13 protein-coding genes are annotated in these 13,464 nt (G+C 71.6%); 11 read left to right on the top strand and 2 right to left on the bottom strand.

Going from position 1 to position 13,464, the window contains the following annotated elements:
- Window positions 1-5 precede the first annotated feature (5 nt).
- The 7 genes from ACF3NH_RS10560 (at window position 6) to ACF3NH_RS10590 (ending at window position 5,741) form a co-directional block, all read left to right on the top strand.
- Window positions 6-797: an ABC transporter ATP-binding protein gene (locus ACF3NH_RS10560; RefSeq protein ID WP_198366231.1), complete on the top strand. Its 792-nt coding sequence runs from the start codon at window positions 6-8 to the stop codon at window positions 795-797.
- Window positions 794-1,249 carry a pseudoazurin gene (locus ACF3NH_RS10565; RefSeq protein WP_422922780.1) on the top strand — a complete coding sequence of 152 codons (456 nt, stop codon included), beginning with the start codon at window positions 794-796 and terminating at the stop codon, window positions 1,247-1,249. Before ACF3NH_RS10560 ends, ACF3NH_RS10565 begins: the two co-directional genes overlap by 4 nt.
- Window positions 1,250-1,343: 94 nt before the next feature.
- Complete coding sequence (locus ACF3NH_RS10570) at window positions 1,344-2,468, top strand: pyridoxal-phosphate dependent enzyme (protein WP_422922781.1); 1,125 nt, start codon at window positions 1,344-1,346, stop codon at window positions 2,466-2,468.
- 101 nt (window positions 2,469-2,569) lie between these two features.
- Window positions 2,570-3,469 carry a transporter substrate-binding domain-containing protein gene (locus tag ACF3NH_RS10575; RefSeq protein ID WP_422922782.1) on the top strand — a complete coding sequence of 300 codons (900 nt, stop codon included), beginning with the start codon at window positions 2,570-2,572 and terminating at the stop codon, window positions 3,467-3,469.
- Between the two features lie 70 nt (window positions 3,470-3,539).
- Complete coding sequence (locus ACF3NH_RS10580) at window positions 3,540-4,208, top strand: amino acid ABC transporter permease (protein WP_198366235.1); 669 nt, start codon at window positions 3,540-3,542, stop codon at window positions 4,206-4,208.
- A gap of 11 nt (window positions 4,209-4,219) precedes the next feature.
- Window positions 4,220-4,900 carry an amino acid ABC transporter permease gene (locus tag ACF3NH_RS10585; protein WP_422922783.1) on the top strand — a complete coding sequence of 227 codons (681 nt, stop codon included), beginning with the start codon at window positions 4,220-4,222 and terminating at the stop codon, window positions 4,898-4,900.
- Between the two features lie 49 nt (window positions 4,901-4,949).
- Window positions 4,950-5,741 (top strand): amino acid ABC transporter ATP-binding protein, encoded by a 792-nt coding sequence (locus tag ACF3NH_RS10590; RefSeq protein ID WP_422922784.1) that lies wholly within the window; start codon window positions 4,950-4,952, stop codon window positions 5,739-5,741.
- A gap of 18 nt (window positions 5,742-5,759) precedes the next feature.
- Here ACF3NH_RS10590 and ACF3NH_RS10595 read toward each other — a convergent pair whose 3' ends face one another.
- Together ACF3NH_RS10595 and ACF3NH_RS10600 are read right to left on the bottom strand one after the other, a co-directional pair.
- Entirely contained in the window at window positions 5,760-6,152 is a 393-nt protein-coding gene (locus tag ACF3NH_RS10595; RefSeq protein WP_422922785.1) for a RidA family protein, read from the bottom strand.
- A gap of 55 nt (window positions 6,153-6,207) precedes the next feature.
- A complete protein-coding gene (locus ACF3NH_RS10600; protein WP_422922786.1) occupies window positions 6,208-7,815 on the bottom strand; it encodes an ABC transporter substrate-binding protein in 1,608 nt (535 codons plus the stop codon).
- Window positions 7,816-7,975: 160 nt separating this feature from the next.
- Between ACF3NH_RS10600 and ACF3NH_RS10605 the strand changes: the two genes are divergently transcribed.
- From ACF3NH_RS10605 to ACF3NH_RS10620, 4 genes are all read left to right on the top strand, one after another.
- Window positions 7,976-8,572 carry a deoxycytidylate deaminase gene (locus ACF3NH_RS10605; protein ID WP_198366240.1) on the top strand — a complete coding sequence of 199 codons (597 nt, stop codon included), beginning with the start codon at window positions 7,976-7,978 and terminating at the stop codon, window positions 8,570-8,572.
- Between the two features lie 161 nt (window positions 8,573-8,733).
- Window positions 8,734-9,987 (top strand): MFS transporter, encoded by a 1,254-nt coding sequence (locus ACF3NH_RS10610; RefSeq protein WP_422922787.1) that lies wholly within the window; start codon window positions 8,734-8,736, stop codon window positions 9,985-9,987.
- 198 nt (window positions 9,988-10,185) lie between these two features.
- Window positions 10,186-11,748 (top strand): peptide chain release factor 3, encoded by a 1,563-nt coding sequence (locus ACF3NH_RS10615; protein ID WP_198366573.1) that lies wholly within the window; start codon window positions 10,186-10,188, stop codon window positions 11,746-11,748.
- A gap of 33 nt (window positions 11,749-11,781) precedes the next feature.
- A complete protein-coding gene (locus tag ACF3NH_RS10620) occupies window positions 11,782-13,419 on the top strand; it encodes a Na+/H+ antiporter (RefSeq protein WP_422922788.1) in 1,638 nt (545 codons plus the stop codon).
- The last annotated feature ends 45 nt before the right edge of the window (window positions 13,420-13,464 follow it).

The following is a 13,464-nucleotide window of genomic DNA, read 5'->3' on the forward strand; positions in this document are numbered from 1 at the left end:
CCCCGGTGAGCGCGCCCGTCCTGGAGGCGGAGGACCTCGCCTGGGCCCCGCGTGGCGGCGAGATCCTGCGCGGCGTCAGTCTCGCCGTGCGCGCCGGCGAGACGCTCGGGCTGATCGGCCCGAACGGCTCGGGCAAGTCGACGCTGATGCGGCTGCTGGCGGGGGTGCTGGCGCCCTCGCGCGGGGTGGTGCGGCTCGGCGGCGAGCGGCTGGCGCGGCTCGGCCGGCGGGCCGTGGCGCAGCAACTGGCCTTCGTCGAGCAGCAGGCCGAGACGGCCGAGCGCATCACGGTGCGCGACGCGGTCGAGCTCGGCCGCACGCCCTTCCTTTCGCTGACGCGGCCCTGGTCTGCGGCGGACGATGCCATCGTCGACGGCGCGCTGGCGGCGGTCGAGATGGAGGGCTTCGCGGCGCGCGACTGGGCGACGCTTTCGGGCGGCGAGCGGCAGCGCGTGCACATCGCCCGCGCGCTGGCCCAGCAGCCGCGCATCCTGCTGCTGGACGAGCCGACCAACCATCTCGACATCCACCACCAGCTGGCGATCCTCGGCCTGGTCGCCGCGCTGCCGGTGACGACGGTGATCGCGCTGCACGACCTCAACCAGGCGATGGGCTGCGACCGCGTCGGCGTGCTGCAGGCCGGGCGGCTGGTGGCGCTCGGCACGCCCGCCGAGGTGCTGGCGCCCGCGCTGCTGCGCGCGGTCTTCGGCGTCGCCGTCACCACCCTGACCGACCCCGAGGATGGCGGCCGCATCCTCCGCTTCCGCGACATCAGCCGAAGGATACCCCCTGCATGAAACCGCTTCCGGGACGGCGGGCGCTCGTGGCGCTGCCCCTCCTCGCCCTGTCGGGTGGCCTCGCCCCTCCGGCCCGCGCCGGAGCCCCGCGCGAGGTGAAGATGCTGAACCGCAACGCCACCGGCGGCATGGTCTACGAGCCGGACTTCCTGCGCCTCGCGCCCGGGGAGCGGGTGAAGTTCCTGGCCACCCATGTGACGCACAACGCCGCGACCATCCCCGCCATGCTCCCGGAGGGCGCCACGCCCTTCAAGGGTCGCATCAACGAGGAGATCGAGGTCCGGTTCGACGTGCCGGGGCTCTACGGCATCCAGTGCATCCCGCACTACGCCATGGGGATGGTGATGCTGATCCAGGTGGGGGAGGGGGAGGTGACGCCGGCGCGGATCCCGGACGGCCTGCCGCCGCGCGTGCGCGAGCGGTTCCGGGAGATCCTGGCCCGGCTGGGTTGAGGCCGCGCCACCGGCGGCGCCCCTTTCCGGCACCTCGATTCGGCGCGAGAAGAGCTGTCGGAACAGGGGAGCGGGCGCGATGCCAGAGGCGGGGATGGAACTGCGGTGCGTCGACTGCGGGCGGGCGCATCCGCCGGCGCTGCTCTACGATTGCGCGGCCTGCGGCGGCATTCTGGAACTGCGGGGCGATGACGGGCTGCCGCCGGTCGATCTCGGCCAGGGCGAGACGCCGCTGCTGCGCGCGCCGCGGCTGGAGGCGTCGCTGCCGGGCTTCGCCGGACAGATCTGGCTGAAGGACGAGACGCGCAACCCGAGCGGCTCCTTCAAGGACCGGCTGGTCGGCGCCGCCCTGGCGCGGGCCGTGGCGCTCGGCGTGCGCGGCGTGGTCTGCGCCTCCTCGGGCAATGCCGGCGCGGCGACCGCGGCCTATGCGGCGCGGGCCGGGGTGCCGGCGGTGATCGTCGTGCCGGCGCACACGCCGCCGGGCAAGGTGACGCAAATCGCGGCGCATGGCGCGCTGCTGCTGCTGGTCGAGGGGCACTACTCGCGCGCCTACGATCTGGCGCGCGGGCTGGAGCGGCACGGCTTCGCCAATCTGACCACCACCTTCCTCAACCCCTGGGGCGTGGCGGCGCTCGATGCGGTGGGCCATGAGATCGGCGCCCGGATCGGCGTGCCCGACCTCGTGCTGATCCCGACCGGCAGCGGGCCGCTGGTGCAGGGCGTGGCGCGCGGCCTGCCCGGCGCGCGGCTGGTCGCGGTGCAGGCCGAGGGCTGCGCCCCGATCGTTCGCGCCTTCGAGGCGGGGGCGGAGGCGGTCTCGGCCTGGGGGGAACCCCGCACCATCGCCTCCGGCATCAGCGATCCGCTGATCGGCTATGAGCGCGACGGTACCCACACGCTGCGGCTGGTGCGGGCCAGCGGCGGCCTCGCCGTCGCGGTGAGCGACGCGGCGCTGCGCCGGGCGATGCAGGACCTGGCGCGGCTGGAGGGCGTCTATGCCGAGCCGACCGGGGCCAGCCCGCTGGCCGCCCTGGCCCGGCTGCATGGCGAGGGGCGCCTGCCGGCGGCGGCACGCTGCGTGCTGCTGGTCACCGGCCACGGCTTCAAGGACGGCAAGGCCTATCAGGAGATGCCGGCGCGCACCCACCGCGTGGCCGATCCGGGGGATCTGCCGGCGGTGGCGCGGCTCTGCGAGGCGGCGCTGGCCGAGGCCTGACGATCCTTGCGGCACCGCAAGGTGACGGCTGGCCGGAATCTTGCTCTCCTGTCTTCCGGCGGCGGCCGTCCGGGCCGCCGGGGGATTCGGGGATTTCCGTCATGGACAGCAAGGACGACAAGGCCATGAGCATGGAACGGCGCGGCCTCTTCGGCATCGGCGCGGCGGGGGCGGCGCTGGGCGGCGCGGCCGGTCTGCTCGCGCCGCGGGCAGCCCAGGCCCAGACCGTGGCCAGGAGCAAGCTCCACACCGTCAAGGAGCGGGGCAAGCTGATCGTCGGTACCGGCTCGACCAACCCGCCCTGGCACTTCAACGATGCCTCCGGCCAGCTCGTCGGCATGGACATCGACCTGGCCCGCCTCCTGGCCAAGAGCCTGTTCGACGACCCCACCAAGGTCGAGTTCGTGCTGCAGGGCTCGGATGCCCGCATCCCCAGCCTGGTGACCGACAAGGTCGACATCGTCGTGCAATGGATGACCATCACGCCGGGCCGCGCGCAGCAGGTGGAGTTCACCATCCCCTACTACCGCGAAGGCGTCGGGCTGCTGATGCTGGCGCGCGGCGGCAAGTACAAGAATTTCGAGGAGCTGAAGGCGGCCGGCGCCGCCGTCACCATCGGCGGCATGCAGAACGTCTTCCTGGAGGAGTGGATCCACAAGGCGCTGCCGCAGGCCAAGGTCGACGCCTTCGAGAGCCCGGACGCGGCGATGCAGGCGCTGAACGCGCGGCGCATCGATGCCTCGATGCAGGACCAGTCGGCCATGCGCTGGCTGATGCAGCAGGCGCCGGGCCGCTTCGTCGACGCCGGCTATGGCTGGATGCCGAATTCCTACGCCTCCGCCGTGAAGCCGGGCGACCCGATCTGGTTGAACTGGGTCAACACCGTCTATCGCGAGGCGATGACGGGCGTCGACTTCGACTATTTCGCCGCCAGCTACAAGAAGTGGTTCGGCATCGACCTCGCGGTGCCCAAGGTGGGCTTCCCGAACGAGTTCGCCTGATGCCGGGGCGGCCGGGCCAGCCTGGTCCGGCCGCGCGGCGACGCCCCGCCGGCCGTTTCTCCGAGGACCCATGATCGACTATCATTTCGACTGGTCCGTCATCGCGCGGAACTGGGATTCACTGCTCGGCGCGCTGCTGCTCGGGCTGGAGCTGGCGGTGATCTCGCTGGCCATCGGCTGCGTCATCGGCCTGGCCGCCGCCTATGCGCGGCTCTCCGGCCGGCGCTGGCTGGCCGCGCCGGTCTGGGCCTATGTCGAGTTCATCCGCTGCACGCCGCTGCTGCTGCTGATCTTCTTCATCTACTTCGGCCTGCCAGAGTTCGACATCACCTTCCTCGACAAGACGCAGAGCTTCGTGCTGACGCTCTCGCTCTATGCCGGCGCCTACATGTCCGAGGTGTTCCGCGCCGGACTGGCCTCGATCCCGAAGCAGTATGTCGAGGCGGCCAAGGCGATCGGCATGCGGCCGTGGCAGCGGCAGCGCTATGTCGTGCTGCCGGTGATGTTCCGCATCACCCTGCCCTCCATCAGCAACAACCTGATCTCGCTGTTCAAGGACACCTCGCTCGCCGCCGCCATCGCGGTGCCGGAGCTGACCTTCGTCGCCCGCCGCATCAATGCCGATACGTTCCGGGTCATGGAGGTCTGGCTGACGGTGAGCGCCATGTACCTCGTCGCGACCTATCTCATCGCCACCCTGCTGCGGCTGCTCGAGCGCCGCTACGCCACGATCCGCTGAGGGAGGGGGACATGATGGATCTCTCGATGCAGCCTGGAACCTTCCTCTTCGAGGCCTGGCAGGCGCGCTGGTCGCTGCTGAACGGGCTCGGCGTGACGATGCTGAGCTCGCTCTGGAGCATCGTCATCGCCACCGTCTGCGGCACGCTGATGGGCGTGGCGCTGGCCTATGGCTGGTGGTGGCTGCGGCTGCCGGCGCGGCTCTATGTCGATGTCATGCGCGGCATTCCGGTGCTGGTGCTGATCCTCTTCACCTATTACGGGCTGGCGCTGTTCGGCATCGATGTCTCGGCCTTCTGGGCCGGCATCATCGCGCTTTCGGCCTTCGCCACCGCGCATGTGGCCGAGAACCTGCGCGGCGCCGTGCAGTCCGTGCCGGCCGGGCAGATGGAGGCGGCCAAGGCGATCGGCCTGACCTTCCCGAAGCGGCTCTGGTACGTCATCCTGCCGCAGGCCTTCCGGCGCACGCTGCCGCCCTGGGTGAACACCGGCCTCGAGATCGTCAAGGGCACGACGCTGCTCTCCGTGATCGGCGTGGTCGAGCTGCTGCTGGCCTCGCAGCAGATCATGGCGCGCAACTACATGATCATCGACTTCTACCTCCTGGCCACGGTGATGTACCTCATCATCAACTTCGCCCTCGCGCAGCTTGGCGGGCTGCTGGAGCGGCGCTTCTCCTATCTGCGGTATTGAAGCCATGCCTGCGCCACGGATGGATGCCGGCGAGATCGGAGCCCAAGGGATGACGGATACGCCGCTGCTGCGCGCGCGAGGCGTGCGCAAGAGCTTCGGCCAGGTCGAGGTGCTGAAGGGGATCGACCTGACGGTGCGGCAGGGACAGGTGGTCGCGCTGATCGGCGCCTCGGGTTCCGGCAAGACCACCTTCCTGCGCTGCGTCAACCTCCTGGAGGAGCACGACGGCGGCGAGATCCTGCTCGATGGCGAGCCGGTCGGCTATCGCGGCGAGGGGGCCGCGCGGCGGCGGCTGAGCGAGGCCAGGGTTTCGGCGCAGCGTGCGCGCATCGGCATGGTCTTCCAGCAGTTCAACCTCTTCCCGCACCTGACGGCGGAGGAGAACGTGATGCTCGGCCTGACCAAGGTGCTGGGCAAGGACCGCGCCGAGGCGCGCGAGACCGCCGGGCACTGGCTGGACCGCGTCGGGCTGGCCGAGCGGCGCGGGCACTACCCATACCAGCTCTCCGGCGGGCAGCAGCAGCGCGTCGCCATCGCCCGCGCTGTGGCGATGCAGCCGCGCCTGCTGCTCTTCGACGAGGTGACCAGCGCGCTCGATCCCGAGCTGGTGGCCGAGGTGCTGGGGGTGATGCAATCGCTGGCCGAGAGCGGCATGACCATGCTGCTGGTCAGCCACGAGATGCTCTTCGTGCGCGATGTGGCGCACCATGTCGTCTTCATGGACCAGGGCAAGGTGGCGCAGGCGGGGCCGCCGCGCGAGGTCTTCGGCCGGCCGGAGAGCGAGCGGCTGAAGAACTTCCTCGGGCGGATGCACGGCATCTTCGGCCATTTCGAGGAGTGAGCGCGCGGCAGGCCCGCCTCAGCCGGCGCCCTCGCCCAGATAGGCGGTGGCGTCGATCTCCACCAGCGCGTCCGGCGAGCCCAGCCCCTGCACGATGCAGGAGACGCGGTGCGGCGGGTCCTCCGCGAAGTTCGCGAAATAGACCTCGTTCATCGGCTCCCACCAGGCGCGGTCGGTGACATAGACCGTGCACTTCACGACATCGGCCAGCGTGCCGCCGGCCTCCTCGATCAGGGCGCGAATATTGTCGATCGCCTGCTGCGTCTGCGCCCGGGCGTCGCCCAGGGCGTAGCGCCCCTGCCGGTCGTTGCCCATGCAGCAGACGAACAGGAAGCCGCCGGCCAGGGTGGCCTGGGCGAAGGGCAGGCGGCTGCGGCCGACGCGGTCGGAGGCGAGGATCTTCTTCGGCATGCTTGGCCTTCTCCCGAGGGTGGCGCGGCCCCGCCGGGGGCCACGCCCGGCGGCGCTACTTCGCCGCGCCGACGCCCATCACGGTGGTGTACTCATCGGCCCGGGCCTCGTAGGTCAGACCGCCGCGCAGGGCCCAGATGTTCTTCTGCATGTGCAGCATGACCAGCCCGACATCCTCCATGCCGACCCGCATCGCCTGCTGGAAGATCTGCTCGCGCTTCGCGTCGTCGGCGGTGCGCAGCCCTTCCTCCACCAGCGCGTCGAGCTGCTTGTTGCTGTAGCCGCTGAAGTTGGTGGTGCCGAAGCCCTTCTCGGGAATCCGCGTGGTCAGCACGCCGCGCAGCGCCGTCGAGGGCTCGCCCGAGGTGGCCCAGCCGATCAGCATGGCCGACATGTCGTTCCGCGCCTGGCGCTGCGCCAGGACGGAGAAGGGCACGGCATCGACCGTCGTGCGGACGCCGATCCGCTGCCACATCTGGCCGATCGCCTGGATGATCTGCGCGTCGTTCACGTAGCGGTTGTTGGGGCCGAGCAGCGAGATGTTGAAGCCGTCCGGATAGCCCGCCTCGGTCAGCAGCGCCTTGGCGCGGTTCGGGTCGTAGGCCGGTGGCGGCAGGTCCGGCACGTAGCCGTTGGCGCCGGGCGGCATCATCTGCCCGGTCGGCAGCGCGGCGCCCTGCATCACGCGGTCGACGATGCCCTGGCGGTTGATCGCCATGGTCAGGGCCTGGCGCACGCGCAGGTCGCGCAGCGGGTTGGTGGCGAGCTTCCTGCCGCCGGAATCGGTGATGTAGGGCGAGCTGTCATGCGCCACATCGAGCTTCAGGTAGATGGCGCGCAGTGACGGCGTCTCGGCGAAGGAGATGCCCTGGGTCGAGCGCAGGCGCGGAATGTCGGCCGGCGGCACCACGTCGATCATCTGCACGTCGCCCGAGAGCAGCGCCGCGACGCGCACGCCGTCGTTCGAGATGAAGCGGTAGGTCGCCTGCTTCCAGTCCGGCTTCTCGTCCCAGTAGTCCTCGTTCCGCGTCATCACCACCCGGTCGTCCGGCGTGAAGGAGGAGAGGCGGTAGGCGCCGGTGCCGATGAGGGCCTTGCCGTTGTTGAAGTCGGCCGTCGCGACATTCTCGCCGACCTTGTGCGAGATGATGAAGATGTTGTTCATGTCGTAGGGCATCAGCGGATAGACGCCGCTGGTCTTGAACCGGATGGTGTGCGGATCGGGCACCTCGGTGCCGATGACGGCGCGGGTGTAGATGCTGAAGGAGCCCGGGCTGTTCACCACGTTCGGCACGCGCTTCAGCGTCGTGATCACGTCCTCCGCCGTGAACTCGCTGCCGTCGCTGAACTTCACGCCCTTGCGGAGCTTGAACTCCCAGGTGGTGTCATCGACCATCCGCCAGGATTCCGCGAGGCCGGGCTTCAGCTGCGCCTGCGCGGTCCGGCTGACCAGCTTGTCGAAGAAGTGCTCGGCCATCATGTTGTTGGGCGAGAGCGTGTGGTAGTGCGGGTCGAGCGAGGTCGGCGGCGCGGCGACGGCCAGGCTCAGGCTCTGCGCCGAGACGGCGGCCGGAAGGGCGGCGGGCAGCAGGCCGCCGATCGCCGCGGCGACCGGGGCGGCGAACCGGGCGCGACGGCGCGCATGGGGGGCGGTGGGTTTCAAGTCGGTGCCTCCGAGACGGGATGATGAAGCCGGCAGTCCCTGCATGGCTGCCTTGTGCCGGCAGCGCATCCCGCGATCCATGCCTGCCCGCGGGGCGCCGGTCAACGGCCGTGAGCGGAAGGCTTGCCTGGCGGCCGGCATTCGGCGCTAGAATCGGAACATGACCGATATCAATACCTTCGAGGGACGGCCCGAGAAGCAGGCGAAGTGGGACACGCGCTACATCGGCCTCGCGCACCACATCGCCCAGTGGTCGAAGGATCCGCGCGCCAAGGTGGGCGCGGTGCTGGTCAACCAGGGGCAGGCGCGCATCGTCGCCACCGGCTTCAACGGCTTCCCCTCCAATGTCGAGGACAGCGCCGCGCGGCTGGAGCACAAGGCGACCAAGCTGCGGATGATCCTGCACGCCGAGCAGAACGCGCTGCTGAATGCCGGGCACGGCGCGCGCGGCTGCGATGCCTATGTGGTGGGCAAGCCGGTCTGCAACGTCTGCGCCACCCTGCTGATCCAGTCCGGCGTGCGGCGGGTGATCGCGGCGGCGCCGCGACGCGGCACGGCGAGCCATTGGGACGAGGTGGGGCTGCTGGCCATCGAGATGATGCGGGAGGCCGGGGTGGCGTTCAGCCCGATCTCCGGCGAGCAGCTCGACGCGCTGGGGCTGAACCGGGACGAGGCCCGGCGGGCCGAGGACCCCTTCGCCGCGCACCAGGCCGCGTTCGATTTCGGGCATGGGGAGGGTGGCCGGGCGCCGGATTAGCGTCCGGCCCGAACCTCGCGGGCGGAACGCCCGTGCCGCCGCGCGGAAATCCGCCGGCCGAGGCAACGCTTGGCCCACCTTCGCGCGTTGTCGGCCAGCGGGGGCTGGGCCGGCGGCCCCCGGCCGTGTGAGGCCGGCCATCCAGGGAGGTTCCGCCACTCGTGTCCCCGACCCGCCATCTCTCGATCGTCTATTTCTTCACGGGCAACATCCAGGGCGGCCTCGGCCCCTTCCTCGCCACCTGGCTGGCGCAGACCAAGGCCTGGACGCCGGAGCGGATCGGCTGGATCAACACCCTGGTCGGGCTGGCCGCCCTGCTGCTGAACGGCCCGGCCGGGGCGCTGGTGGACCGGCTGAAGCTGCCGCGCCTGCTGCTCGGCCTGGCCTGCGCGGCCATCTTCGGCGGCACGGCGCTGCTGTTCCTGGCCGATGGCGTGCCGGGGGTGGTCGCCGCGCACGGCACGGCGACGCTGGGCGGCATCCTGGTGCTGCCGGCGGCGACGGCGCTGACCCTCGGCATCGTCGGCCGGAAGGCCTTCCCGCGGCAGCACGGCCGCAACGAGGCCTTCAACCATGCCGGAATCCTGGCCTCGGCGCTGATGATCGCCGGCGGCTCCGTGCTGATCGGGCCGGATGCGGCCCTGTTCGTCATGGCCGGCATGGCGGTGGGCGCCATCCTGGCCACCGTGACCACCCCGGGCGACGCCTGGGATGCGGGGCGCGCCCAGGGGGAAGATGAGGGCGAGGAGGATGGCAAGGCGGGCGGGGCGGGGCGGGCCGGCTCCGGCGGGGGCGCCGGCCGGGAGGAGGTCAGCCCGCTGCGGGCCGTGCTGACCGACCGGCGCCTGCTGATGCTGGCACTGGTGCTGGCGCTGTTCTCGCTGGGCAATGGCGTCATGCTGTCGCTGATCGGCCAGCGCGTGGCGGCGGAGGGCGGCAGCGCCACCGCCTGGACCGCCGGCTATGTGGTGGCGGCGCAGCTGACCATGATCCCGGTCGCGCTCTGGGGCGGGCGGCTGGCCGAGCGCGGCGGCGGCAAGCCGCTGCTGGTCGTGGCCTGCGCGGCGTTGCTCGCCCGCGCCCTGCTCTCCGCCTGGATCGCCGATCCGTTCTGGCTGGTCCCGGTCCAGGTGCTGGATGGGCTCGGTTCCGGCCTGATCGGCGTCGCGGTACCCGTGGTGGTGGCCAATGCCAGCGCGGGAACGGGGCGGACGCAGACGGCGCTGGGCACGGTCTATGCGATGCAGGGCGTGGGCGGGCAGCTCTCCCATGCCTTCGGCGGCACCCTGGCCGGCTGGTTCGGCTGGAGCGGCGCCTTCCTGGCCCTGGCGGCGCCGGTGGGCGCGGCGCTGGCGCTGGCGCTGCTGCTGCCGGGCGGAGCGGCGGTGGAGACGGAGGCGGAGGCGGAGGTCTGAACGGCGCGCCCCTCCCGGTGCCGCCCCTGCCGCGCTATACCCGGGCCGCGCAGGAGATCCCCCTCGGCCGGAGTTGTCGCGATCGTGCAGAACCTTGAGACGCCCCCTGGAACCCCGGCCGAGGCCCCGGCGGCCGGCCACAACCAGCCGCCCGCCAGCGAGACCGCGGCCGAGGCGCATCGCCGGCGCACCTTCGCCATCATCGCCCACCCGGACGCCGGCAAGACGACGCTGACGGAGCAGTTGCTGCTGCTGGGCGGCGCCATCCAGATCGCCGGCGCCGTGCGCGCCAAGGGCGAGCGGCGGCGGACGCGCTCGGACTGGATGAAGATCGAGCAGGATCGCGGCATCTCGGTCGCGACCAGCGTCATGACCTTCGAGTACGGCGGGCAGATCTTCAACCTGCTCGACACGCCGGGCCATGAGGACTTCTCCGAGGACACCTACCGCACCCTCTCGGCCGTCGATGCCGCGGTGATGGTGATCGACGCCGCCAAGGGCATCGAGGCGCAGACCCGCAAGCTGTTCGAGGTCTGCCGCCTGCGCGACATCCCGATCGTCACCTTCATCAACAAGATGGACCGCGAGGCGCGCGAGCCGCTGGAACTGCTGGACGAGATCGAGAAGACGCTCGCGCTCGACGTGACGCCGGCCACCTGGCCGATCGGCTCCGGCCAGCAGTTCGCCGGGGTCTACGACCGGCACGACAACAGCCTGCGGCTGATCGCCGAGGGCGGCGAGCGGGAGGAGAAGCTGGAGGGCCCCGAGGATGCGCGGATCGACGGGCTGCTGCGCCACGGCCAGGGCGACGTGCTGCGCGAGGGGATGGAGTTGGCCTCGGTCTATCCCGAATTCGATCTGGCGAGCTTCCGCGAGGGGCATCTGACGCCGGTCTATTTCGGCTCGGCGCTGCGTGGCTTCGGGGTGCGGCACCTGCTGGACGGGCTGGCGCAGTTCGCCCCGCCCCCCTCCGCGCGGCGGGCCGATGCGCGGGTGGTGGAGCCGGAGGAGGAGAAGCTCACCGGCTTCGTCTTCAAGATCCAGGCCAACACCGACCTCAACCACCGCGACCGCGTGGCCTTCCTGCGCATCTGCTCCGGCCGGCTGCGGAAGGGCGCGCGGCTGCGGCAGGTTCGCACCGGCAAGAGCATACCGGTCAACGCGCCGCTGTTCTTCTTCGCCAAGGAGCGGCAGGTGGCCGAGGAGGCCTGGCCGGGCGATGTCGTGGGCATCGCCAATCACGGCACGCTCCGCATCGGCGACACGCTGACCGATGGCGAGGCGCTGAACTTCCGCGGCGTGCCGAGCTTCGCGCCCGAGATCCTGCGCCGGGTGCGGCTCGACGACCCGATGCTGGCCAAGAAGCTGCGCAAGGCGCTGGACCAGCTGGCCGATGAGGGCGTGGTGCAGGTGTTCCGCCCGCTCGATGGCAGTCCGCCCGTGGTCGGCGTGGTCGGCCAGCTGCAGCTCGACGTGCTGGCCAGCCGCATGACCGCCGAATACGGCGTGACCATCACCTTCGAGCCCACCTCCTGGTCCACCATGCGCTGGGTGGCACCGAAGGCGGAGGAGGAGCGCGCGGCGCTGGAGCGCTTCCTGCGCGGCGCGCCGAGCCAGATGGCCGAGGACCATGACGGCGAGCCGGTGGCCTTCTTCACCTCCGACTGGGGCCGCCGCCGGGCCGAGGAGGAATGGCCCGGGCTGCGCTTCCTGTCGCTCCGCGAGCAGCATGGGGTGGCGGAGGGCGAGGCGGCCAGCTAACCCGAGGGCGGCCGCAAGCCAAGGAAGCGCAGCATGGAAGCCGTCACCACCGTCCTGGTCCTGCTGCTCGCGGTGGTGGCGAGCGGCTTCCTGGTGCGGCTCTCGCCCGTCCCCCTGCCGCTGCCGATCCTGCAGATCGGCCTGGGCGCGCTGCTGGCCGCCTGGCTCGGCCTCGGCATCACGCTCGATCCCGAGCTGTTCTTCCTGCTCTTCCTGCCGCCGCTGCTCTTCCTCGATGGCTGGCGCATCCCCAAGCGCGGCCTGTTCCGCGACGCCGCCGCCATCGTCGAGCTGGCGCTCGGCCTGGTGCTCTTCACCGTGCTCGGCATCGGCCTGTTCATCCACTGGATGATCCCGGCCATGCCGCTGGCCGTCGCCTTCGCCCTCGCCGCCGTGCTCTCGCCGACCGACCCGATCGCCGTCTCGGCGGTGGCGGCGCGGGTGCCGATCCCGCACCGGCTGATGCACATCCTGGAAGGCGAGTCGCTGCTGAACGACGCCTCCGGCCTGGTCTGCCTGCGCTTCGCCATCGCCGCCGCGATGACCGGCGCCTTCTCGCTCTCCGAGGCGGCGCTGACCTTCGCCCAGCTCGCCCTGGGTGGCATCGCCCTCGGCGTCGCCGTCACCTGGGGCGTGATGCGGGCGCAGCGCGCCCTGGTGCGGCGCATCGGCGAGGACCCTGGCGCGCAGGTGCTGATCAGCCTGCTGATCCCCTTCGGCGCCTATCTGGCGGCCGAGCATGTGCATGTCTCCGGCATCCTGGCCGCCGTCTCGGCCGGCATCACCATGAGCTACACGGAGAATTCCGGGCGCGCCCTGGCGGCGACCCGCATCCGCCGCACGGCGGTCTGGGACACCGTGCAGTTCGCCGCCAATGGCGTGATCTTCGTCCTGCTGGGCGAGCAGCTTCCCGCCATCCTGATGGGCGCGGCCGAGACGGTGCGGCAGACCGGGCACCACGACGCCTGGTGGCTGCCGGTCTATGTCCTGGCCATCGCCGTCGCACTCGGCCTGCTGCGGCTCGGCTGGGTCTGGGCCTCGCTGCAGTTCACCCTCTACCGCGCCCGCCGCGCCGGCCAGGCGCGGCCGCGCGTCGGCTGGCGCGTGCTGGTCGCCACCTCGCTGGCCGGCGTGCGCGGCGCCATCACGCTGGCCGGCGTGCTGACCCTGCCGCTGGCGCTGCCGGACGGCACGCCCTTTCCGGCGCGCGACCTCGCCATCTTCCTCGCCATGGGGGTGATCCTGGTGTCGCTGGTGGGGGCCAGCCTGCTGCTGCCGCCGGTGCTGCAGGGCCTCTCGCTGCCGCCCGAGGACGCGCACGACGCCGAGCTGGACCGCGCCCGGCGGCTCGCCACCGACGCCGCCATGCGCGCCATCGGGCGGGCGCAGCACCGGCTGGCCGAGGGAAGGGCGGAGGCCGATCTCTATGCCGAGGCGGCGGCGCGCAGCATGGAGCCCTATCGCCTCGGCGCGGTCGGGACGCAGGAGGACGAGGCGGCCGCCGCGCGGGGCCGGCGCATCCTGGCGATCGAGCGGGAGCTGCGCCTGGCCGGGCTGCGCGCCGAGCGCGACGAGCTCTACCGCCTGCGCCGCCAGCGCAGCATCAGCGACGAGACGCTGCAGGAGCTGGTGCACGAGATCGACCTCGGCGAGGCGAGCCTGGCGCGGTAGGCCACGCCCGGGAGCAGGGGTGCCTCCCGCGGGGCGCGCCTCCCA

Source organism: Pseudoroseomonas sp. WGS1072, from assembly GCF_049340465.1.
Taxonomy (GTDB): domain Bacteria; phylum Pseudomonadota; class Alphaproteobacteria; order Acetobacterales; family Acetobacteraceae; genus Pseudoroseomonas.